Below are 20730 nucleotides of genomic sequence, written 5' to 3' on the forward strand. Positions count from 1 at the left end.
TGGGCTGATGTCATCAACCGCGCTAACTTGGGTATGGAAGTAATGCACGAGCGCAATGCTCACAACTTCCCGCTTGACTTGGCTGCAAGTGAAGTCACCCCAGTGGCAATGGTTGCTCCTTCTATCAATGGCTAAGTTTTAGTCTTTGATTACAAAAAGCGCTCCTAGTAATAGGGGCGCTTTTTGTTTGGGGCAAAATATTTTTATAGACCTGCTTCTATCCGCTAAATCCCTTAAATCCGTTACCCCCCTTACGGCCGTTACATCCATTCGTTGCTTTCCTTCTTCCTTTTTACTTATTTTTTCTTCCTTTATTCTTTAATTTTTTATGATTACTATAGAATATAGCCACTAGGCCGATCGAGATACTGTGACATACTCCAAGGGCGAAATCTTATATTATGGTCTAGGATTCCAATAGTCGGATTCAGAATATGTTGGGCTTGCTATAAAGTGTTCGCTAGCAGCAATGCAATTGTGTCAATTCCAGAATCTAACCATAGACAAATGTAGCTGATCAGGAGTCGCTCCTCACCGTCCCAAGCGCTCTATCTCTAAGGAGAATTTGTATTATGAAAGATGGACCAGAAGTACGCCGCGTCTCCACCGCAGTGATTGCCGGTGTTTGCGGGTTAGCTTTAGTGGCGGGAGGGGGCATTGCCTGGTGGACGGCGAATCATTCGCCAACTCCCGCAGAAACACAGTCTTCCGCTCCGACTAACGCTCCGGCGCTGTCCCCAAGTCCTGCGGAATCCCCTGTTGTAATTATCCCGGTGCCCCCTCCAACTCCTTTCCCAGCCCCTACTGCTCAGACGCCTAACGCTCAGACGCCTAACGCTCAGACGCCTAACGCTCAAACGCCTAACGCTCTGGTGCCAAAGTCGCCACAGCCAAAGCCTTTGCAGCAAACAGATGTCCAGACAGTGCAAGTTTACTGGGTTAAAGATGCCAGCGGCAAATTTGAGGGAGTTCCTACGAAAGTAGCTGTCAAACAAGCTGACAAGCCTGATGCAGCTTTACAAGCTGCTTTTAACAGTTTGTTGGCTGGGCCCAAGGATGGAACTGTTTCTAGCGAAATTCCTAATGGGACAAAACTTAGGGGTTTGAGTGTTAAGAATGACGGAGTTTATGTCGATTTGTCGGCCGAATTTACTTCGGGGGGAGGCAGCAATTCGATGACTGGTAGGTTAGGACAAGTTATCTATACGGCTACGAGTTTACAACCGAATACCAAGGTTTGGATTTCGGTGGAAGGGAAGCCTTTAGAACTTTTAGGCGGCGAAGGTTTGGAGGTGGCTCAGCCGAGTACCCGCCAAAGTTTTGACAAAAATTTTCCCCTTTAGTAATTATGAGTCATTAGTTACAAGTCATTAGCCATCGGTCTGAAGGCCGAGAATAGGAATTGATAACTGATGACTCATGACTGAGGATGGAGGATTGAGGACGGGCAACTAATTTTCAGTGCTTCGTAGTTAGGCTAAATGCCCGAAAGTGTAGGGCTTGCTGTTCGATCCTGCTGGCAAGCCGATCGCACACCATATTACACAGCTCAAAAATTAACTCGTCTTGCACCCTATAATAAGCTGAAGTCCCTTCACTCCGGCGAGTGAGGATACCAGCTTGGAGCATGAGTTTTAGGTGCTTAGAAACATTGGCTTGACTCGTTTGAGTAGCTTCCACCAATTCTTGCACGCATTTTTCGCCGTCGCGAAGCAAGTTCAAAATTCGTAAACGCATGGGTTCGCTCAAAATACTGAAATACTCAGCAACTTGTTGCACAACCTCTTGCGGGACAGGCTGGGATGACTTCATCAAACTCACCGGAGAGAAGTGATCGGGAAATATTAGCATTTATTCTGTCCATAACAATAAAGTAATCCTTCAATCCGGATTAATTCGCATCAACACTTGACCGTATTCGACAGGTTCGCCATTTTGAACTAAAATTTCCATCACTTGACCGGACACTTCATCAGCATCGATCTCGTTCATCAGCTTCATCGCTTCGATAATACAGACTGTCTGGCTGACCTTGATGCGATCGCCCACATTGACAAAAGGCGGCTCGTCAGGAGCAGCAGCGCGATAAAAGGTTCCTACCATCGGCGAGATAATTGGCACCCATTTCGTATCGACCGAAGCAGCTACGGCAGCAGGTACGGCGACAGGGGCGACGGGTACAGGGGCAGCCATATCCGCTGCTAAATTTTGGTCAACAGCCGGAGGTGACGCTAAGGTGGGGCTACTAACAGCGCCTAACGCGATCGGAGCCACAGTCGCCACGGCAGCAGGGATCGCAGCAGAGGTGCCTGGTGAACTTGCCAGACTGCCTTTGCGTACTGTCAGTTCAATATCCCCACTTTTTAACGTCAGTTCCGAAATGCCAGTTTTGTCTAATACAGTTAGCAGGTCACAAAGCTGGTTTAAGTCTAGTTGCACAGCAGATTCAAGGGTAATTGAGAATTGAAAATTGAAAATTGAAAATTGAAAATTCAGAATCAGGCGAAGCTAGGAGCATCAACGACTTTGAAGGCAAAAGGGATAGTTTTTAAGCTGTGAGCAATGAGTATTGAATTTGGACTTCTTTAACTCATAACTCAGAACTAAAAACTAAAAACTCCCTTTTTCTTCCTCGTTTCTACTCTCGGCCGAGGTACTTGTCTTCACGAGTATCAATCCGAATCCGTTCTCCAATGGAAATAAATAGAGGCACCATAACCTGAGCTCCGGTGGAGACGATCGCGGGTTTGCTGCCACCGGTGGCAGTATCTCCTTTGACTCCGGGATCGGTTTGCAACACTTCCAAGACGACAGAGTTGGGCAGTTCCACTTCCAGGATTTGGTCGTTCCAGCGAAGGATGTTGACTTCCATTCCTTCACTCAGGTACTTGACACGATCGCCTATTTGCTTAGCACTGAGGCGACCTTCCTCGTAAGTTTCCATATCCATAAAGACGAACTCGTCGCCTTCTTTATAGGTATGCTGCATCACACTCTTTTCCAGGTTGGCTTGAGGCATAGTCTCGCCCGCCCGGAAGGTTTGTTCTACTACGTTTCCGGTTTGGACGTTTTTTAATTTGGTCCGCACGAAAGCCGAGCCTTTTCCTGGCTTGACGTGGAGGAATTCGATAACCCGCCACACGCCGTTATTCCATTCAATTGAAACACCTGGTCGAAAGTCGTTACTAGAGATCATATAAATTTTTGCGGGCAATCCCGTCGCCTTGCGGGCACGGGGGAACTACAGTCAGTCGATTTTAGATTTTAGATTTTAGATTTTAGATTTACTCCACAGATGAATTTGGGAGATTGAACCTTGGTCTAAAATTTTGATCTCTCCACGACAGGAGTCTGGGGATTGTATCCGTTTTTGAGCGGGTCAGGTTAAAGTCGCAGTCTAGCTGACGGCATCAAAAAGCAATTGGCATTTTATTTTACCGTTCAAAGGGAGCAAGTGCTTTACTGAAATGTTAATGGCAGTGGGCAGTGGGCTGTTGTCAGTTGACTGTTGAGTGTTGTTAGTTGGCAACTCCCTCCCGGGCCGAACGAACAGCCACTTTAGATGGGTAGCAGCACAGGCGGGCAGGCAGCGCTGTGGGAAGATAAGAGAGGCAATAAAAGTTAAAGTTATGTTGCATTGGCCTAATTTCTCGATCGATACGTGCAAGCGCTGGGTCAAAACCGTCGCTTTAGCGCTCTTGCTGTTCACTCTCTCCTTGAGTTTCAGTGCAGTCTCCCATGCCAAACGCCCCAGCAGCAGTATGCCTGCGGGGAATGCGATTACGGACGGCCGGGCGCTGTTGCGCTTCGCTTTACCTATTGACAATCAGAGTGTGCGAGAGTTGCAAATTAGTCTCGAAGACATTGGCAACCACATACGCTCTAAACGTTGGGGGCCGATTAGCAGTGATGTCAGCAAGGCTTCTAGGATTCTCAACCTTCGGGAATCTGACCTTTTAGAGAGTATTCCCGACACCAAAAAGCCGGAAGCTGAAACTCTAGTGGCAGCAGTCAAGGACGGAATCGCTCAACTGGAAAAGGCTGTTGAGGCTAAAGACAGGGACAAAGTGATTGACTTGAAAGCCACAATCCTAGGTTCGGTAGGCGAAATCGAAGAGTTGATGGTGACAAAGTTTCCGTTTGAAGTGCCTGCTAAGTATGCTAATCTGCCTCAACTGAAAGGGCGCGCTACTGTGGCTGTACAAACTGAAAAAGGGGAAATTACTGTTGTGGTTGACGGCTACAGCGCTCCGGTTACGGCTGGTAATTTTGTGGATTTGGTCGATCGAGGTTTTTATGACGGTTTGCCGTTTATTCGATCGGAAGAATCCTACGTTTTGCAAACAGGAGACCCCGAAGGCAAGGAAGTCGGTTTTATTGACCCAGGTACTGGCAAATACCGGAATGTGCCACTAGAAGTGCTCGTCAGGGACGAAAAAGAACCTATTTACGGGATTACTCTAGAAGATGCGGGGCGTTATCGCGACGAACCTGTTTTGCCTTTTTCTGCTTTCGGTACTGTGGCCATGGCCCGTACAGAAACTGAGCCTGATAGCGCTTCTTCTCAGTTTTTCTTTTTCTTGTTTGAGCCTGAACTCACGCCCGCCGGTCTGAATTTGTTGGACGGCCGATATGCTGTTTTTGGTTACATGATTGAAGGAAAAGAAGTGTTGGAGAAACTAAAGCAGGGAGACAAGATTCTATCTGCTAAGGTAGTTAAAGGAATCGAAAATTTGGTGCGACCTCAAGTTTAATTAATGACGGCAATTGAAATCGCTGCTTGTCAAAAGTGACGGCGATTGAAATCGGTTTTACACAAACAAAGCCCGCCTGTGCGGGCTGAAAAAATCAAGAGTGACTGCGATTGAAATCGTTTCGAGATGCTGAAGGAGATTGAAATCGCTTCTGCACAGACAAAGGCCGCCGGATCAGGCTGGAAGAATAGATAATTTTTATAGTTTCGTTATTGACATCAGGAATTTAATCGAAAATATGGCAATTTTAGAATTTTTATTGGTAATAGGTTTGGGCGGATTCGCCGGGTTGTTGATTGTAAAAAATGTGAATGAAAGCAAGCAAAAGCAGCGGTTAGATGAGGCTTTTTATGAGTTGTTGGAAACTCAAAACAGTCAAATTTCGTTGATTCAACTGGCGGCTAATGCTAGGGTTGAGGCTGAAGTTGCTCAGCAGTATTTAACTCGGCAAGTGAAGATTTTTTCGGCGATTTTAGAGGTAGATGATGAAGGGGATACTTTTTATAGGTTTCCTAGGTTGCGCTTGCCGCCAAGTTCGGGTAAGGAATGGTGAAGTGAGAAAGTGCGATCGACTAATTCCAAATTATGAAAGTTAAAGATATCGGTGAACAAGGTCTTTTAAGAATATTACAAAAATTCTGCCCCGCAGAGATAGTGGGTGATGATTGCGCTGTCATGGCTACAAATCCCCACAAATCTCTCGCTATCACTACAGATATGTTGGTGGATGGAGTGCATTTTAGCGATCGCACTACGGGGCCCTATTACGCAGGATGGCGCGCCGCAGCAGCGAATTTGTCGGATCTCGCGGCTATGGGAGCAAAGCCTCTGGCGGTGACTGTAGCCCTCGCTGTGGCGGCGGATACGGCTGTGGAGTGGGTTGAAGAGTTTTATCGAGGGATGACGGCTTGCTTACAAGAATATCAGACGCCGATCGTCGGTGGCGATGTTGTGCGATCGCCCGTGGTGACTGTGGCGATTACTGCTTTTGGGGAGGTTGAGTGCGATCGTACCATTAGTCGGTCAAATGCGCGATCGGATTGGGCGATTGTGGCTACTGGGGTTCACGGAGTCTCCCGCGCGGGATTAGAATTGCTGTTAAATCCAGAATTCGGGCAAAATCTGGAAAAGGTCGATCGGGCTTCTTTAATTCTCGCTCACCAGCGCCCTAAACCGAGGCTCGATGTTGTGTCGGTTGTTTGGGAAATATGGGGTTGTGAAGGTGAATTTTTAATCGCCGGAATGGACAGCAGCGACGGTTTAGCTGATGCGATTATTCAAATTTGTCGGGCTAGCGGTATTGGCGCAAAGGTCGATCGTACAAAAATACCAATTCCCGATATTTTCAGCGAAATAGTATCAACCGAAAAAGCTTTAGATTGGGCATTATACGGCGGGGAAGACTTCGAGTTAGTGCTGTTTTTGCCGATGGCGAATGCTAAGTTATTAGTGGAAAAAATAGGAAACGGAGCCGCAATTGTGGGAATGGCTACCGAGAGCACCGATATCTGGTTGACTGATAGCAGCGGTATTTATCCTGATATTGTATTAAAGCTCGATCGAGGATTTCAACATTTTTGAATTATCTCTTAGTCCGCATAGGCGGACTTGGTTTGTGTAGACGCGGTTTCAACCGCCAGGTTTTTGCCCGTTACATATTTTCCGCCAGCGAACCCTTGACTCTGTTATTGTAGGCCGTTCTGAATAACACCGGATTTTATTTGATCATGGTTGGGTTTGGTTTGATGGGGGCGAGAAACCGGGTTTTTGCGAAGATATTTAATCGGAGGCTAAGATATCGGAAAAAACCCGGTTTCTGAGATGGTGCGCGAAGATGTCGGAAAAAACCCGGTTTCTTAGATTGTTAAAGCTGCATCACTTTAAGCATGAGCTAGCTTCTTTTGAATCATTGCCCAATATTCAGGGAAATCCTCACGGGTATATACTGTTAATGCTGCTTGATAAAAGGATCTCGCCTTTTCGAGATTTTCATCCCGCGAACCGTTGATTCTGTCATTATAGGCATTACCTAGATTATATTGAATCATGGCCCAATCTTCAGGAAAGTGTTCAGAGGTACGAACAGTTAAAGCAGCCTCAAAAAATGCGATCGCGCGATCGATATTTTCCGCCCGCGAACCGTTGATTCTGTTGGCGTAAGCAGCAGCTAAGTTATTTTGAGCCATAGCCCAATCTTCCGGGAAAGCCTCAAGGGTATATACTGTTAAAGCAGCGCCATAAAGGGCGATCGCCATTTCCACATTTTCGGCCCGCGAACCCTTTATTCTGGTAATGTAGGCAGCAGCTAAGTTGTTTTGAGTTTGAGCAAACTTCTCGCTTCCGGGTTGCCGATTATTTAAAACAAGTTGATAAGCGGCAATGGCAATTTCAATATTATCGGCTCTATTCCCACCGGAAAAATTACTAATATTAATGCTCAAGTCTTCAACGAGACTGACAAGTGAATCAATAGTTTGTGCATTTTCGCCACCAATTAATCTCTGCATTATTTGCTCTAAAATGTCCGAAAAGCGAGCATTTAGGAGATTTTTTCGTTCAGCTAGCATCTGGTAAATTACTGCTGTATTACTATTGCTACCATCTTCGGCTTGCAATAATTCTAGAATAAAGTTTGCATACTCTTGGGGATTTTCATCGGCGGAGATATCACCATCGTTGATATCGATTAATTGTGCTAGCTGGCCGATCAGCTTCCGCAGGAAATTAGCGCCGTTTTGTCCTCCTTGCTGTGCCATTTTTTCTGCTACTAACTCGCAAGTTTCCAGAAATTCGACATCCAACAATTCTGAGTTATCTTGTAATATCTGCGGTTCTTCGCCGTTGGGGCAATTCAGCAGGGTGTGAATTAGTTCTAGGTAGGCTTGGGCGCGGCTTTCTTCCATTGTTGGGGAGTTGTGAATAATATGGGGTTTATTGTAGCATGGTTGTGGGTTTTGGGACTTGTTGTACGAGATGCAGACGGCGGTTGAAACCGCCTCTACAGAAACGATGTCCACCGAGGCGGAATGAAGACAAGACGCGGTTTCCAACCGCCCAATCTTCAACCGCCCGGTTTTCTAATTCCGACACAATGCTACTTTGGGAATTAATCTATCTAAAATTTGCTCGATCGCAATTACTGTCCAATCAATATCAGCTTCTGTGGTTTCTCGTCCCAGACTCAAGCGAATTCCGCCAACTGCCATAGTTTTGCTATATCCCATTGCCAATAAAATCGGACTGGGAGTTATTTTGCCGCTGTTACAAGCAGAACCAGAACTAATCCCTATTCCTGCTAAATTGAGCTGTCGTACTAAAGTTTTGCCTGTCACTTTCCCTGTGTCACCGTCGGGAGAAACAATGCAGAAACTGACGTGGTGGGGGAGTCGAAAATATCGATCGCCTGTTGGTACTAAACTGGGTACGTGGGATAATCGGTCAAAAAGTCGATCGCGCAATTCAATTAATCTCGCCGTTTCCCCATCTATTTCTTGCAAGGCCAATTCCGCCGCCACGCCAAAACCGACAATTATCGGCACTGCGGGCGTCCCAGAACGCAGTTTCAATTCTTGACCACCACCGGTCAATATTGGCGCTAATTCAATGCCCTGACGCACGTAAAGCGCCCCCGCACCTTGTGGCCCGTAAAGTTTGTGACTGGAAAGAGAAAGCAAGTCTACGGGCAGTTTCTGTATGTCTATCGGCAGTCTGCCGGCAACTTGAACTGCATCGGTATGAAACAGGATATTGCGATCGCGCGCAATCTTTCCCAAGGCCTCAATTGGTTGCAGTGTCCCAACTTCGCTTTGTCCGTAAATGATTGAAATTAAAACTGTATTCGATCGCAGCGACTCTTGCAAATCCAAAGGGTGAACGCGCCCAAATTTATCCACTGGTAGGCGCGTCACTTCCCATCCCCATTGTTCAAGTTGTCGCACGGTTTCTGCTACGGCAGAGTGCTCTACGCTGGAGATAATAATATGCTGCGGTTTTGTATAAAGACGGGCAATTCCGATTATGGCCAAATTATCCGCTTCAGTGCCGCCACTGGTAAAAATCATCGATTCCGGTAGTGCGTTAATCAAGCTAGCAACCTGCATTCTTGCTAATTCTAAAGCTGTCGCCGCCCTTTGTCCCCACTCGTGCAAGCTGGAAGGATTTCCCCACTGCTGAGTCAGGGCTTTTTGCATGGCTTGAATCGCTTCTGGGCGTGCGGGTGTTGTGGCGCTATAGTCGAGGTAAATTTGCATGATAAATAACTAATTAATGACTGTTGACTGTTGACCGCTGACTGTTGACTGTTAACTGCTGACTGTTGACTGTTGACTGGTGTGAGTGGCTACCAATAGCCAATAATTAATAACAGATTACTAACTTCCTGGTTTGCAGACGTTGTAGTCTTCGTGCGACAATACTTTTTGGGGAATTAAGAAAGTGCCGCAATCTTCACAAAGCATTCTGTAGTTGCGAGTTACAGGAATACTGATTATCAAACGGTTGTGACGCAGGCGTTTGCCACCGAAATCTCTGTAATTCTTATTTTCGCCCAAAGCTGCTATAATTGCCCGGGCTTTAGTGACTACGTGATCGGGCAGACCTCTTAGATCGATGATATCTCTAGCAAATGATGCTTCCCTCTCTTGTTTTTTGGTTTGTTTTTCTGCGAGCACTTCAACGTAATGCTGCTGCGCCACCAACTCTTGCGTGCAGCGATGGCACGCTTTACCATATCCTTTGTGACCGCACGGAAAAATTGTTTTTCTTTTAGCCATAAAGCAGCGGTATAGGGTTTGACCCACGCCCCTGAATGCTGCTACCCTACCAGTGATGCTTCCGGCATCGAGGCAGTTCTACAAGACGCAAAATCTATTCCCTTGCATAAATTTAATAAGTTGTAACTTTACTTAATCCAATAGATTTGAACTGTGGGAAGGCTAATAACCTCTATATTTTTTAAAATTTTGTGACTGTATTATATTATCATTTACTCGGTTTCTGTTGTGCTGGTCTGGTAGCGCTCAATCTGGTGGGCTGCGGACAAACAAAGCAAGACGTGCAGAATTTACCTCTGAGTCTGGCTCCACTGCCTCAAGACCCCTTGTTGCAAGTATACTTCAATCAGTCGATCGCTTCGAGTTATACAGAGCCTTACCGCCAGCAAACTAGACCTGGAGATGATTTAGAAAACTTGATCGCTGTTGCGATCGCTCATGCTGGATCGACGGTAGATGTAGCGGTTCAGGAGTTTCGCTTGCCCAGTATTGCGAGGGTTTTGGCCCATCGACAGCGCTCGGGAATTAAAGTTAGATTAATTGTCGAACATATCTATAGTCGCCCTTGGAGCGATTTTACAGCTCAGGAGTTAGCTAAATTACCGGAAAGAGAGCGCGATCATTATAGTGAATTTGTGCAACTTGCCGATCGCAATAAGGACGGTAAATTAACGGTCGATGAAATCAAGCAAAATGATGCTTTGGTAATTGTCAAGGATGCGGGGATTCCTGTAATTGATGATACTGCTGACGGCAGTAAAGGCAGCGGTTTGATGCACCACAAATTTGTGGTGATTGACGGCAAAACCGTAATCGTTACTTCTGCTAATTTTACCACAAGCGATATACACGGCGATTTCAAGACAGCAGCAACTCGCGGCAATGCGAACAATTTGCTAAAAATTCAAAATGCTCAAGTAGCGCAACTGTTTACTCAAGAATTTAACCTGATGTGGGGTGACGGGCCCGGAGGCAAACCGGATAGCAAATTTGGCATCAAAAAGCCGTTTCGTCAAGTGCAAAAAGTAAGAGTAGGGAATGCGACAGTTGCAGTGCAATTTTCGCCGACAACTGCGACTTTGCCTTGGGAAAAAAGCGTCAACGGTTTGATAAATCGAACTTTGGGTAGTGCGAAAAAGTCGGTTAATTTGGCATTGTTTGTATTTTCGGCTCAGCGGTTGTCAAATACTTTGGAAATTGAAGCAGGGCGAGGAGTTGCGGTGCGAGCTTTAATTGACTCTAATTTTATTTATCGCCCTTACAGTGAAGGTTTGGATATGATGGGTGCGACTTTGATGCAAGATTGTAACTTAGAAGCTGACAATCGCCCTTGGAGAAAGCCGATCGCTACGGTGGGAGTGCCGCTGTTAGCAATGGGCGATCGCCTACATCACAAATTCGGCGTTGTAGACGGCAAAACGGTGCTTACAGGTTCTCACAACTGGAGTGAGGCTGCAAATCACGGCAATGACGAGACGCTACTGGCGATCGAGAGTCCGGTAGTTGCAGCCCATTTTGAGCGGGAGTTCGATCGGCTTTACAAAGGTGCAATCTTGGGAATTCCAGCCCGAATTAAACAGAAAATTGACGCTAAGAAAAAAGAGTGCGATTCACTACAAGCAGCATCAAAATCTGCGAGCACTAAACCTCAAATTGCTGCGGGTAAAAAGTTAGTTAATTTGAATACAGCGAGTCAGGAAGAATTAGAAACTTTGCCAGGGGTTGGCCCGAAGTTAGCCGAGAGAATTATTGCAGCGCGGCAACAGCAACCTTTTACCTCTTTGGACGACGTGGCGCGGGTTCAGGGAGTCGGGGACAAGATTTTAGGGAGATGGCGCGATCGAGTAACTTGGTAATTAGGTTCGCAGCATCGGACTTCAGTCCTTCCTCCCCCTGGTTCGCAGCATCGGACTTCAGTCCTTTCTTTATAAACTAAGCAGGAAGGACTAAAGTCCGAAGGATCAAACCTATTTTATCGATCTTGACAACAGATATGCTCTCTAGTTAAAATCACGATTAAAAAAATGCTATCTCTTCAGATGGAAGGTATAAAGAGATGAAAGGCGCCAGATATTTTACGGGGCAGCAACCAATCAAATTCCTAGCTCTTTTGGTGGGAGCAATTTTTGTGACACTAGCAGCTTTCACAGTCAGCGCGCAACAGACTAACGAAGCACAATTTCGGGTAAAAAACGAAAACAGTTTTAATATTAACTTGATTCAATTTAAGCGTGCTGAATATGTAGGTCAGTGTCCCGGAAGTGTCATCTCCCCTGATTCGCAAAGCGCTCGATTTGTTTCCAGCAAAACTCCCCCCGCCCCTAACAGAAGAGTGCTGATTAAAAATGTGACCGATGGCATGGAAACTAACCCCTATCCTTACACGGATAGAAGTTATGACAAAGGTGAGTTTTCCGAGAGTTTTGGATTTAAGTTAGCAAACAGTCACAAAACAAGAACTTTTTCGGTTTTAGAGGGCGAAAATAAATTTGCTTATGAAATCAAAGAATATAACCAAGTTATAGAACAGGGTGGGCTTACCGCTCAAGTTTCTGTACAAAATTTAGGTACTTTTCCGCGTCAGCAAATTTGTGAGAACAAAGTCACCTCACAATGTCAGGATGATGCTGATTGTCGCGATAGGAGACGCAGAGGAAAAAGTTGCAAAATAGAGTGTGTTACTGTTCAAGAGTGTCGATGTCCGTAACTATTTCCTGCCCTAAAATTACTTTATTTAATTAGTGGCAGAAGACACAGCAGAAGAAAAAACAAGAGAAAAAATAGGTTATTTTCTTGGAAGGACAACCACGGGAGATTGCCCCTCCAAGAAAATCGTAGGTTTAAGTAATGGGGTGAAAGTAAAATGCAGCTCCCAACACGATATATGTTGCTAAAAGCAGCACTCCTTCGAGCCAATTAGAGCGCCCGTCGAGACTAATTAGATTAGCAATTGTCACGGCAATGGCAACTGCAACTACTTCAAAGGGATTGAAGTTTAAATCCATCGGCTGATGAATCACTAATCCGATAATCACCAACACCGGCGCTACCAGCAAAGCAACTAGCAAACTCGAACCCATTGCGACAGAAACTGACAAATCCATATTGTTTTTCATCGCCACTCCCACCGCAGTTACATATTCGGCAGCGCCGCCAACAATCGGCAACAGAATTACCCCTGTAAACAGCGGCGTCAATCCCAATCCTTTAGTAGTTTCTTCGACAACGCCAACGAAAATTTCTGATTCAAAGGCAACAGCAAGAGTTGAGGCTACTAGCACCCCTATCCACAGCCACAAATTCGGTTTGTGGGTAGTAGATTCCTCTTTTGTATTTTGAGGATTTTCTGACTCAAGTTCTAGTAACCCAACATCGTAAAGATAGCTGTGAGTTTTTAATGAAAATAAGAGAGTTAGAGCGTAAACTGCAATTAGGACGATCGCAGTTATTAAGGAAAGATTCTGAATGGCTGCGGGTTCGACTCCATTGGAGGTGTAAATTACCATTGTCGGCAGTAGAATTGCAATCACTGCTAGAGTCATTGTGGAACCGTTCACCCGCGCGATTATTGGCTTAAATTCCTGTTCTTTGTAGCGGATTCCTCCTAGCAGCATGGAAAATCCCATGACTAAGAGCAAGTTGCTGATAATTGTACCGGTTATGCTGGCTTTCACAATGTCAATTAAGCCAGCTTTAAGAGCCACTATGGCAATAATTAATTCTGTAGCATTGCCGAAGACTGCATTTAATAAGCCGCCTATGGAGGGGCCTGTAACGATCGCCACTTCTTCTGTTGCTGTACTCAACCAAATCGCCAGAGGTATAATGCCTAAAGCAGATGTGATGAAAACTGCCAGGGAACCCCAGTGCAAATACTCAGCGGCGATGGAAATGGGGATGAAAATTAACAGCGCTATGGAAAGAATCTTTTTTATTGACATAGGAACTCGGATGGTGTAGTGAAGGGTGAGGTCGAGTTGTCTGGGCGATCGCAAAGTTGATTTTACACTATTCAACTATTCTCTGACAATTCTGGTGGCGAGTGCGATCGATAATTGGGAATTTTTAACCGCAAATGCACGCCGTTCGAGGCAGATTGAATATAATAGAATTATATCGACATCGGTGAAAAGATATGTCTCAATCTGTAGTGCCAGTTGTTGAATCAAAGCAAATTAATACTTCACCCACCTTGACTTTTGAAGAATACCGATTTTATCAAACTGATTCCGATCTAAAATATGAACTGTACAAAGGCAAATTAATTCCGATGCCAACCGCAACAGTTTTACATATCAAAATTTGCGAATATTTAGTTTACAAATTGCAGCGTTACCTAGCTGAACACAATCTTGACTTAGTAGCAAAAACAGGCCTGGGAGTAAGAACAGAAGAAGATACCTCTCGGATTCCCGATGTAGTTGTTTGTACTCAAAGTCTTTTGGAACAAGCTGCTGCTAGACCAGGTTCTGGCATCCTCGATTTTGAGGAAAAGCCGCTGTTAGTCATAGAGGTAGTGAGTCAAAATCGGCGCGCCGATTATGTGATTAAACGAGCTGAGTACGAACTAGCTAACGTGCCAGAATATGTAATTGTTGACCCTACACCTAACAAAGAACTGGTGCGAGTTTTAGCCTTTCCTGAAGGTGAAGACATCTATACCCAAACTGATTTTAGGGCGGGACAACAAATAGTGTCTGTAGTATTTCCCAATCTGACATTATTAGTAAATGAAATACTGTCTCCGCCATTAGTTGAAGGGTTGATTAAAGCGGAACAAGCTCGGTTCCAGGAACTTGAGCAGCAAGCTGCGGTGGAGCGCCAACGGGCTGAAAGATTGGCGGTGAGGTTGCGAGAATTAGGAGTAGATCCCGATCGCATTTAGGAGCTTGGATGACCCAGAAGTCATGAGTTAATTGTTATTAGTTATATCAAATCCGCGCTGCATCGGAATTATTCAGATATCTATTCTCTGCATCTGCGTGAATCCACGTCAATCCCTTGTCATCTGCGGTTAATAAATTCTCTTTTTTTGACCGCCGATACAGGCAGATTAACACAGATTAACGCAGATGAGTTAGATCTTCTATGGATCGGGCTTGATACTGTGCAACTATTCAACCCAACGCACTCGCACAAAATGAGCTTCTCGTCCCCAGAAGTCGTGACTTACGGTAATATCAACAACACTCAAATTAAACGGAATAGCCGTTGTGACGTACCGCTGAGCCAGAGAGCCCACATCAGGAGCTAACTGAGCAGCAGCAGCAGCCGCTGCACCCAAACCTAACAGTTGTAAAATCGGCCCTCGCGGTAAGGCTAAATTAATGCCAACAGCAAGTCCAGCAGTCAGTAGCATTGCCACCGACAAATTCGTGCCACAGCGGGGATGTACAGCTAAATCCCACTCTCCGCTGGCAATCCGCTGCAAAGCCTCGCGCACTGCCTGACGCAACTGTGCAATGTTAACGTGGCCATAAAGAAAAAACCCTTGGTCTGTGGACATCCCGCCCAATAACTCATTATCGGTTCTTGCTGTCGTCGCACCAACCGATTGGCCCAGTACCCAAACAGTAGCGTGTTCCAAAGCATGAACTTGGCGCAAAGCCAAAACTTCCTTCAAACCGGGCACAAAATTGAGTTGTCGCAACAAATCAGCATCTTGAGTCCGCTGCGGGGCAAAGTCGAAAGGAAACTGGCCGGTGCGGTCGGAAGCAGAAGCAGTAGTTGTCATATCAAAACGCCTCCATTAACTCCATTAAGTGGATATTTAAGATTAGCAATTCGGTTGAGAAAAAGCGGGTCATAAATTATCAATAGTTTTGACTTTAAAACCTAGCAAGGGCAGGTTTTGTGCAAAAATTCTTAGCCCTCTACCTGCCCTTAGTAACAGATCCCACTTATTCCCAGTTTATCGTTCTAGCCGCTGGCCATCGCGGAACACTCCCGGAAACCGTCGGCCACTGGTATCGATAATTGTGCCTTTGCCGTGAGGCAATCCCTTGCGAAACTCTCCCTGATAGCGGATACCGTTAGAAAACGCGCAGCTACCCCTAGCATCGAGTTCTTGATTAAAGAACTGTCCCGAACACCGGGTACCGTCAGCGCGGGTGAATACGCCCGTACCTAAAGGCTTGCCCCCTAAAAATTGACCGACAAAGCGATCGCCGTTAGCAAAAATGAATTGCCCCTGTCCAGTCGGCGTACCCACTTTCCAATCCAGAGAAAACGGCCCTATATAGCGATCGCCATTAGTAAAAATAGCTGTCCCGGAGCTGATTCTGCCATCTCGGAATATGCCCTCGACGCGGGCGTCGTCCTTAAATATAAATTGTCCTCGACCGTTTGGCTGGCCTTGACGGAACAGCCCCTCATAGCGATCCCCATTGGAATATACGTATACCCCCGTGCCACTCGGCAAACCGTTAACGAACTGTCCGATGTAGCTATCGCCACTGTCGTAATCGCACCTAACTCTACCTGTAGCGATAGCTGGGACGCAACGACCACTCGGAGATCCTACCCTTACTTGCGCCATTGATGGCAAGGTATAAGTCGCGTAACTACCAATTCCCAACACTGATGCAACTAATAGAGCGATTCCACTGGTTTTAAAACGGGAAATCATTAACTAAGTCTCTCCTATACGCTTCTGGATATTATTTTCCTTCGTCATTTGTCTTTTGTCCGATTTCTGGTCAAAAGTGGCCTGAAAACCTCAATTTATGCTTTACGAAACTCCGGGTTTGCCGTTGCGATATACCCCCGGAAAGCGCCTGCCGCTAGCATCTATCATCGTTCCGACACCGTGAGGCACTCCCTTTCGCAATTCTCCTTCATAGCGCGTACCGTTGGGGAAAGTGCAGGAGACACTAGCGTCAAGTTCTTGATTAAAAAATCGGCCGGAACAGCGAGTGCCGTCTTTGCGTACTAATACCCCTGGGCCAAAGGGCGAACCTGCAAAGAATTGTCCTTCATAGCGATCGCCATTGGAGTAAAAAAATTGACCCCGCCCTGCGGGTTGGCTGCTAATAACATCAGTCTGAACGTTCCTGACGACTGCGAAGTCTCCAACGTAGCGCTCGCCGTTGGGGAAAACGACCGTCCCCGATCTCATAGTGCCGTCTTGGAACACGCCTATGTAGCGGCCATCATCCTTAAAAATGAATGTCCCTCTGCCATTTGGTACTCCATTCCGAAATTGTCCTTCGTAGCGATCGCCATTAGCGTACACGTAGACGCCACTGCCGTCGGGCAGGCCGTTGACGAAATTTCCCTCGTAGTTATCGCCTCCCTCGTAATTGCATTTCACTCTTCCCGTAGGAGGGTTTCCTTGGCAGAAGGGAGGGCGTTTTCCTTCTTCGGGTTTTGGCTGTGGTGTTGGCTCTGGTTTTGGTTGAGCCATTGATGGCTGGGGATTCAAGAGATTAGTGGCGCTTCCGATACAAGAAGCAACTAATATCACCATCCCTAATTTTTGAATTGAACCGAGCATGAGAAATCTCCTTTGACTTCCATTACTAATAGGGATTTTCTAGAAGCTAAGACTCGCTGAAAAGTCTTCTATTTTTTAATCCCTAATGTTTCTTCCCAGAAGCGACTAACTCACTCTATATTAATTTTACCTTCAGATTCGATATCAGCCATAAATGCAAAAAGGCAAAAATTAGAGTTTTTGCCTTTAGCATTTTTCCTGCTTTACTGTCAATTTTCAGCGTCGCGCTGAGCTATTTGGATTTGGGAGACGGCTAATAACTGCATTTGCTGGTTGTGCTTGGCGACTGGCGGGTTTTTCGCCAACAGCTTTGGCTACCTCAACGCCGTTTTCCTCCAGAACCACGATGGGATCGGCTCCGGGCTTGATATCCACCCGCTTCACCAACACTTGCCCGTTAGACAACCGCTGCCCGACTTTGACATATCGGCTGGTTGGTTCATTCGGTACTTTGACAATCACTTGCGTCTCGTTCCCGACTTTTACCACCCCGCTGACTTCAGTGCCTGTAGCAAGGTCAGTAGAAGGCGGTGGCGGTGGTGCAGGAACTACTGGGATCTGCGGAGGAGGTGGGGGATTGGGGTCTCTCCACTGGGGAGGGCGCTTGTCTACTGGCAGTTCCGGCAGATCAGGCACTCCTATGGGTCTAGCTGCAATTGGCTGGGGTGGGCGCGGGGGTGCTGGACGGCGCGGATTCCTACCGGTAGTTGTTGCTGGAATGGGGCGACCGCCCAATTGAGGCGTATTCAGCCCCGGAACTTGGCGCGGCGAGCCTATTTGTGCTCCATCGCCTCCTGAAAAACCAGGCTGTCCTGGACGACGGCCCAATTGAGGCGTATTCAGCCCCGGAACTTGGCGCGGCGAGCCTATTTGTGCGCCTTCGCCTCCCGGCAGAGAAGCATCTCCGGGGCCCGCTGCTATTAACGGAGATCCCCCTGGGCGGCGCCCTATTGGCGGGGGGCTTAGCCCAGGTACTGGTGGCAACGAGGCTACTTGCCGACCCAAAGCCTTCTCGCCTTCTGGCTTAGGATTTTCCGTGCTTTCGGATAGAACTGGCAGAAGAGGCGCTTTTGCGAGTGTTCGCGCGTTATAGTCTTGATCGCGGAGGGCTGCATCAAGTCTATTCTTGCCCTGTCGCCAAATTGCTTGCAGCAAATTTGTTCGCGTCACGCAGGAAAGTTCCCCCCTTCTTTCTGTCGGCGGTCGATATATCTCAATTGCCTCTGCAATTTCCGGCACTAGGGAACACCGGACAGCATCAGGAGGTGATTTATCTCCGTAAACCCTCCAAAAGCTTGAGGCTGTCTCATATTCACCCAGGGCACTTTCTATTCTTCGGAATAATGGTCGGTTAGTTAGGAGTAACTCTCGTCTGGTTGAACCATCATCTCCGTAAATAGTCCCTCTTAATGTACTCACATCGTCATTGTACTCAGAATATTTTGTGGTCTCATCTAGCAAAGCCTGAAGCGTCCTGAATTCCCTGACAACGCCTCTTGCTGTCGGGCTGAGATTGATTTGGGGAGCGGCCGGGCCTTTAAGCTTAGTTCCTCCAATTTGGACTGGGCGGGATAGTTCTGGCAGTTTGGGTATCATCGCCACCTGTCGCTGTGGCAGTTTGGGCAACGGATTGACTGTCATCGGCCCTGCTGGGAATGCGCCCGGCGCTGGGTTGGCTCCTGGAGGGTTTTGAACTGCGATCGGCGGCAGCGGCCCAAAGGGGTCTAACTGAGAAGGATTGGCTGTCAAAGGGCCTTGTGGCACCGGCTGAAGCGGAAGCGTTGGATTCCTGTTTTTGTTGTCGCCGATTCCTGTTTGAGCCTGTCTTGCTCGTTCGTCTGGGTTGGTCGATCGAATTAACCCTGGAGGCTGGGCCGCTACTACTGGAGACTGGAATGTCTGAGTTCCTGGGGTGGGGCTGGCCGAGGCTGCCGGAGACGGAGAAGCTGCACTAGGGCTGGGGCTGGGGCTGGCTGTGTTGCTGCTCTCGCCACCGCAGCCTGCGATCGAGAAAGCTAGTAGTCCTATAGTCGCAAAATATAAAAGTTTGTGCATTGCCGATCGCCCCCAAATGCTTAATTTCAAGATATCCAACCAGGCTCTGCAATTACAGCCTGTTGCCGTTTATAAGTTTATCAAAAATTTGGATTTTCAACCCCGTCCTTTTAGGACGGCTTTAATTGTAACGTATTAATAACTTACTGAACATTTTATGCTGGAACCTATAGTAGACCTCTTGCAAAATAATTTTGTGCTATTATGGAAACTTTAGCCAATTTTATAATCTAGCAGGCTGGGCAAGTTTAAGGAGATGCCAATCAACCCAATAATTCAAAGTTTGACCTAAACTTGAGCAAACTCTTAAGGATAACACATATTTTTTTTGCAACAGGTCTAGTATAAGATGGGAGGTAAGGCCATGTTAGTTTTTGAGTTTAAGGCATACGGAAAATCGAATCAGTTCAAAGCAGTAGACGAAGCAATTCGTACCGCTAAGTTTGTCCGCAATAGCTGTTTGCGTTATTGGATGGACAACAAGAAAGTGGGCAAAAACGACTTAAATAAATACTGCGCCGTACTAGGTCGCGATTTTCCCTTTGCCGACGAACTCAACTCAATGGCAAGACAAGCTAGTGCAGAACGGGCATGGTCTTCTATCTCCCGATTTTACGATAACTGCAAGAAAAATATTCCTGGTAAAAAAGGGTATCCACAATTTCAAACAGATGGCCGTTCGGTGGAATACAAAACCACTGGATGGAAACTTGCTGACGATCGGAAATCAATCAACTTTACCGATAAAAAAGGAATTGGACGATTAAAACTCAAAGGCACACGCGAGCTACATTTTTACCAAATTAGCCAAATAAAAAGGGTGAGATTGGTCAAACGTGCTGATGGCGTGTACGTCCAATTCTGTGTGGATGTCGATAGAAAAGAAAACACAGAACCCTCTGGTACTACGATCGGATTAGACGTGGAATTGAAGGAATATTACACCCATTCAAACGGAACTACGGTTGAAAACCCGAGGTTTTTAAGAAAAGGTGAGAAAGTCCTCAAACGCTATGGGCGTCGCGTATCCAGGAAAGTGAAAGGTTCAATAAACAGGGGCAAAGCTCGGCAGATTCTAGGTAAGCGCCATCTCAAAATAAGTAGACAACGTAAAGACCATGCTGTGAAATTAGCAAGGTGCGTAATCTCATCAAACGATGTAGTCGTTTACGAAGATTTGAGAATCAAAAACATGGTGAAGAATCATTGTCTGGCTAAGTCCATTAATGACGCATCTTGGTATCAATTTCGTGTTTGGCTTGAATACTTTGGGAAAGTGTTTAAGAAAATCACGGTTGCGGTGAATCCCCAATACACCAGTCAAGAATGCTCTAGCTGCCGTCAAATCGTGAAAAAAACCCTATCTACAAGAACTCATGCTTGTCAATGTGGTTGTGTCTTGGATCGGGACGAAAACGCAGCTAGAAATATCCTTAGTCGAGGATTAGGTACGGTAGGGCATACCGGAACCTTTGGTCTTGAACCAAGCAACTCTTTGGGAGAATTAGTCTCTACTGTTGCTGGAGAAATCCTGCCTCAGCAAACTGGCTCGTAGATCAAAGAATCCCCACGCCTTCAGGCTGGGGAGTGTCAAGTGTGTTCGATGTTATACGATCGCTTGAAAATTGCCAAGTTTTCCTGATGAGCCGATCGG

At 46.4% G+C, this 20730-nt stretch carries 19 protein-coding genes and 1 pseudogene; 9 read left to right on the forward strand and 11 right to left on the reverse strand.

Annotated features, from left to right (window positions below):
* Both QT996_RS19635 and QT996_RS19640 read left to right on the forward strand, forming a co-directional pair.
* A pseudogene (locus QT996_RS19635) lies at positions 1-135 on the forward strand (photosystem II q(b) protein); the annotation flags it as partial.
* A gap of 437 nt (positions 136-572) precedes the next feature.
* The gene (locus QT996_RS19640; RefSeq protein WP_333048443.1) at positions 573-1343 is read left to right on the forward strand and encodes a GerMN domain-containing protein; all 771 of its coding nucleotides are present in this window, start codon (positions 573-575) and stop codon (positions 1341-1343) included.
* A 115-nt stretch (positions 1344-1458) separates the two neighbouring features.
* Here QT996_RS19640 and QT996_RS19645 read toward each other — a convergent pair whose 3' ends face one another.
* The 3 genes from QT996_RS19645 to efp form a co-directional block, all read right to left on the reverse strand.
* Complete coding sequence (locus QT996_RS19645) at positions 1459-1851, reverse strand: ArsR/SmtB family transcription factor (RefSeq protein ID WP_242718113.1); 393 nt, start codon at positions 1849-1851, stop codon at positions 1459-1461.
* A gap of 30 nt (positions 1852-1881) precedes the next feature.
* Positions 1882-2439 carry an acetyl-CoA carboxylase biotin carboxyl carrier protein gene (gene accB / locus QT996_RS19650; RefSeq protein WP_333048444.1) on the reverse strand — a complete coding sequence of 186 codons (558 nt, stop codon included), beginning with the start codon at positions 2437-2439 and terminating at the stop codon, positions 1882-1884.
* A 199-nt stretch (positions 2440-2638) separates the two neighbouring features.
* Positions 2639-3196: an elongation factor P gene (efp, locus tag QT996_RS19655; protein ID WP_333048445.1), complete on the reverse strand. Its 558-nt coding sequence runs from the start codon at positions 3194-3196 to the stop codon at positions 2639-2641.
* Positions 3197-3629: 433 nt separating this feature from the next.
* On the opposite strand from efp, the gene QT996_RS19660 reads away from it, so the two are divergent.
* The 3 genes from QT996_RS19660 to thiL all read left to right on the forward strand — a co-directional run bounded on the left by QT996_RS19660 (position 3630) and on the right by thiL (position 6335).
* Complete coding sequence (locus QT996_RS19660) at positions 3630-4754, forward strand: peptidylprolyl isomerase (protein ID WP_333048446.1); 1125 nt, start codon at positions 3630-3632, stop codon at positions 4752-4754.
* A gap of 238 nt (positions 4755-4992) precedes the next feature.
* Positions 4993-5307 carry a hypothetical protein gene (locus QT996_RS19665; RefSeq protein WP_333048447.1) on the forward strand — a complete coding sequence of 105 codons (315 nt, stop codon included), beginning with the start codon at positions 4993-4995 and terminating at the stop codon, positions 5305-5307.
* A gap of 32 nt (positions 5308-5339) precedes the next feature.
* Positions 5340-6335, forward strand: coding sequence for a thiamine-phosphate kinase (gene thiL / locus QT996_RS19670; RefSeq protein ID WP_333048448.1), 996 nt, complete (start codon positions 5340-5342; stop codon positions 6333-6335).
* A gap of 299 nt (positions 6336-6634) precedes the next feature.
* Here thiL and QT996_RS19675 read toward each other — a convergent pair whose 3' ends face one another.
* The 3 genes from QT996_RS19675 to QT996_RS19685 all read right to left on the reverse strand — a co-directional run bounded on the left by QT996_RS19675 (position 6635) and on the right by QT996_RS19685 (position 9526).
* Positions 6635-7657, reverse strand: coding sequence for a tetratricopeptide repeat protein (locus tag QT996_RS19675; protein WP_333048449.1), 1023 nt, complete (start codon positions 7655-7657; stop codon positions 6635-6637).
* A 174-nt stretch (positions 7658-7831) separates the two neighbouring features.
* A complete protein-coding gene (locus QT996_RS19680) occupies positions 7832-9004 on the reverse strand; it encodes a cysteine desulfurase family protein (RefSeq protein WP_333048450.1) in 1173 nt (390 codons plus the stop codon).
* Between the two features lie 120 nt (positions 9005-9124).
* Complete coding sequence (locus tag QT996_RS19685) at positions 9125-9526, reverse strand: DUF7682 family zinc-binding protein (RefSeq protein WP_006631653.1); 402 nt, start codon at positions 9524-9526, stop codon at positions 9125-9127.
* 191 nt (positions 9527-9717) lie between these two features.
* Between QT996_RS19685 and QT996_RS19690 the strand changes: the two genes are divergently transcribed.
* Together QT996_RS19690 and QT996_RS19695 are read left to right on the forward strand one after the other, a co-directional pair.
* On the forward strand, positions 9718-11382 hold the full coding sequence (locus tag QT996_RS19690) for a DUF655 domain-containing protein (RefSeq protein WP_333048451.1): 1665 nt from the start codon (positions 9718-9720) through the stop codon (positions 11380-11382).
* Positions 11383-11582: 200 nt separating this feature from the next.
* Entirely contained in the window at positions 11583-12233 is a 651-nt protein-coding gene (locus tag QT996_RS19695; RefSeq protein WP_333048452.1) for a hypothetical protein, read from the forward strand.
* 133 nt (positions 12234-12366) lie between these two features.
* On the opposite strand, the gene cax is transcribed toward QT996_RS19695, so the two are convergent.
* Entirely contained in the window at positions 12367-13467 is a 1101-nt protein-coding gene (gene cax, locus QT996_RS19700; RefSeq protein WP_333048479.1) for a calcium/proton exchanger, read from the reverse strand.
* Between the two features lie 194 nt (positions 13468-13661).
* Here cax and QT996_RS19705 point away from each other — a divergent pair, with 194 nt between their 5' ends.
* Complete coding sequence (locus QT996_RS19705; protein WP_333048453.1) at positions 13662-14411, forward strand: Uma2 family endonuclease; 750 nt, start codon at positions 13662-13664, stop codon at positions 14409-14411.
* A 228-nt stretch (positions 14412-14639) separates the two neighbouring features.
* On the opposite strand, the gene QT996_RS19710 is transcribed toward QT996_RS19705, so the two are convergent.
* From QT996_RS19710 to QT996_RS19725, 4 genes are all read right to left on the reverse strand, one after another.
* Positions 14640-15260, reverse strand: a complete 621-nt coding sequence (locus tag QT996_RS19710; protein ID WP_333048454.1) for a DUF6391 domain-containing protein — start codon at positions 15258-15260, stop codon at positions 14640-14642.
* A gap of 177 nt (positions 15261-15437) precedes the next feature.
* On the reverse strand, positions 15438-16154 hold the full coding sequence (locus tag QT996_RS19715) for an MORN motif-containing protein (protein WP_333048455.1): 717 nt from the start codon (positions 16152-16154) through the stop codon (positions 15438-15440).
* Between the two features lie 102 nt (positions 16155-16256).
* Complete coding sequence (locus tag QT996_RS19720) at positions 16257-17021, reverse strand: MORN motif-containing protein (protein ID WP_333048456.1); 765 nt, start codon at positions 17019-17021, stop codon at positions 16257-16259.
* Positions 17022-17237: 216 nt separating this feature from the next.
* Positions 17238-19076: a hypothetical protein gene (locus QT996_RS19725; protein WP_333048457.1), complete on the reverse strand. Its 1839-nt coding sequence runs from the start codon at positions 19074-19076 to the stop codon at positions 17238-17240.
* A gap of 364 nt (positions 19077-19440) precedes the next feature.
* On the opposite strand from QT996_RS19725, the gene QT996_RS19730 reads away from it, so the two are divergent.
* The gene (locus QT996_RS19730; protein ID WP_333048458.1) at positions 19441-20631 is read left to right on the forward strand and encodes a transposase; all 1191 of its coding nucleotides are present in this window, start codon (positions 19441-19443) and stop codon (positions 20629-20631) included.
* Positions 20632-20730: the final 99 nt, after the last annotated feature.

The organism is Microcoleus sp. S13C4 (genome assembly GCF_036700865.1).
GTDB lineage: Bacteria > Cyanobacteriota > Cyanobacteriia > Cyanobacteriales > Microcoleaceae > Microcoleus.

Excerpts from the sequence above, each read along its gene's own strand:
- QT996_RS19640 (WP_333048443.1), top strand. The coding sequence starts at position 573 with ATGAAAGATGGACCAGAAGTACGCCGCGTCTCCACCGCAGTGATTGCC.
- QT996_RS19645 (WP_242718113.1), bottom strand. The coding sequence starts at position 1,851 with ATGCTAATATTTCCCGATCACTTCTCTCCGGTGAGTTTGATGAAGTCA.
- efp (WP_333048445.1), bottom strand. The coding sequence starts at position 3,196 with ATGATCTCTAGTAACGACTTTCGACCAGGTGTTTCAATTGAATGGAAT.
- QT996_RS19660 (WP_333048446.1), top strand. The coding sequence starts at position 3,630 with ATGTTGCATTGGCCTAATTTCTCGATCGATACGTGCAAGCGCTGGGTC.
- QT996_RS19665 (WP_333048447.1), top strand. The coding sequence starts at position 4,993 with ATGGCAATTTTAGAATTTTTATTGGTAATAGGTTTGGGCGGATTCGCC.
- thiL (WP_333048448.1), top strand. The coding sequence starts at position 5,340 with ATGAAAGTTAAAGATATCGGTGAACAAGGTCTTTTAAGAATATTACAA.
- QT996_RS19675 (WP_333048449.1), bottom strand. The coding sequence starts at position 7,657 with ATGGAAGAAAGCCGCGCCCAAGCCTACCTAGAACTAATTCACACCCTG.
- QT996_RS19680 (WP_333048450.1), bottom strand. The coding sequence starts at position 9,004 with ATGCAAATTTACCTCGACTATAGCGCCACAACACCCGCACGCCCAGAA.
- QT996_RS19685 (WP_006631653.1), bottom strand. The coding sequence starts at position 9,526 with ATGGCTAAAAGAAAAACAATTTTTCCGTGCGGTCACAAAGGATATGGT.
- QT996_RS19695 (WP_333048452.1), top strand. The coding sequence starts at position 11,583 with ATGAAAGGCGCCAGATATTTTACGGGGCAGCAACCAATCAAATTCCTA.
- cax (WP_333048479.1), bottom strand. The coding sequence starts at position 13,467 with ATGTCAATAAAAAAGATTCTTTCCATAGCGCTGTTAATTTTCATCCCC.
- QT996_RS19705 (WP_333048453.1), top strand. The coding sequence starts at position 13,662 with ATGTCTCAATCTGTAGTGCCAGTTGTTGAATCAAAGCAAATTAATACT.
- QT996_RS19710 (WP_333048454.1), bottom strand. The coding sequence starts at position 15,260 with ATGACAACTACTGCTTCTGCTTCCGACCGCACCGGCCAGTTTCCTTTC.
- QT996_RS19715 (WP_333048455.1), bottom strand. The coding sequence starts at position 16,154 with ATGATTTCCCGTTTTAAAACCAGTGGAATCGCTCTATTAGTTGCATCA.
- QT996_RS19720 (WP_333048456.1), bottom strand. The coding sequence starts at position 17,021 with ATGCTCGGTTCAATTCAAAAATTAGGGATGGTGATATTAGTTGCTTCT.
- QT996_RS19725 (WP_333048457.1), bottom strand. The coding sequence starts at position 19,076 with ATGCACAAACTTTTATATTTTGCGACTATAGGACTACTAGCTTTCTCG.
- QT996_RS19730 (WP_333048458.1), top strand. The coding sequence starts at position 19,441 with ATGTTAGTTTTTGAGTTTAAGGCATACGGAAAATCGAATCAGTTCAAA.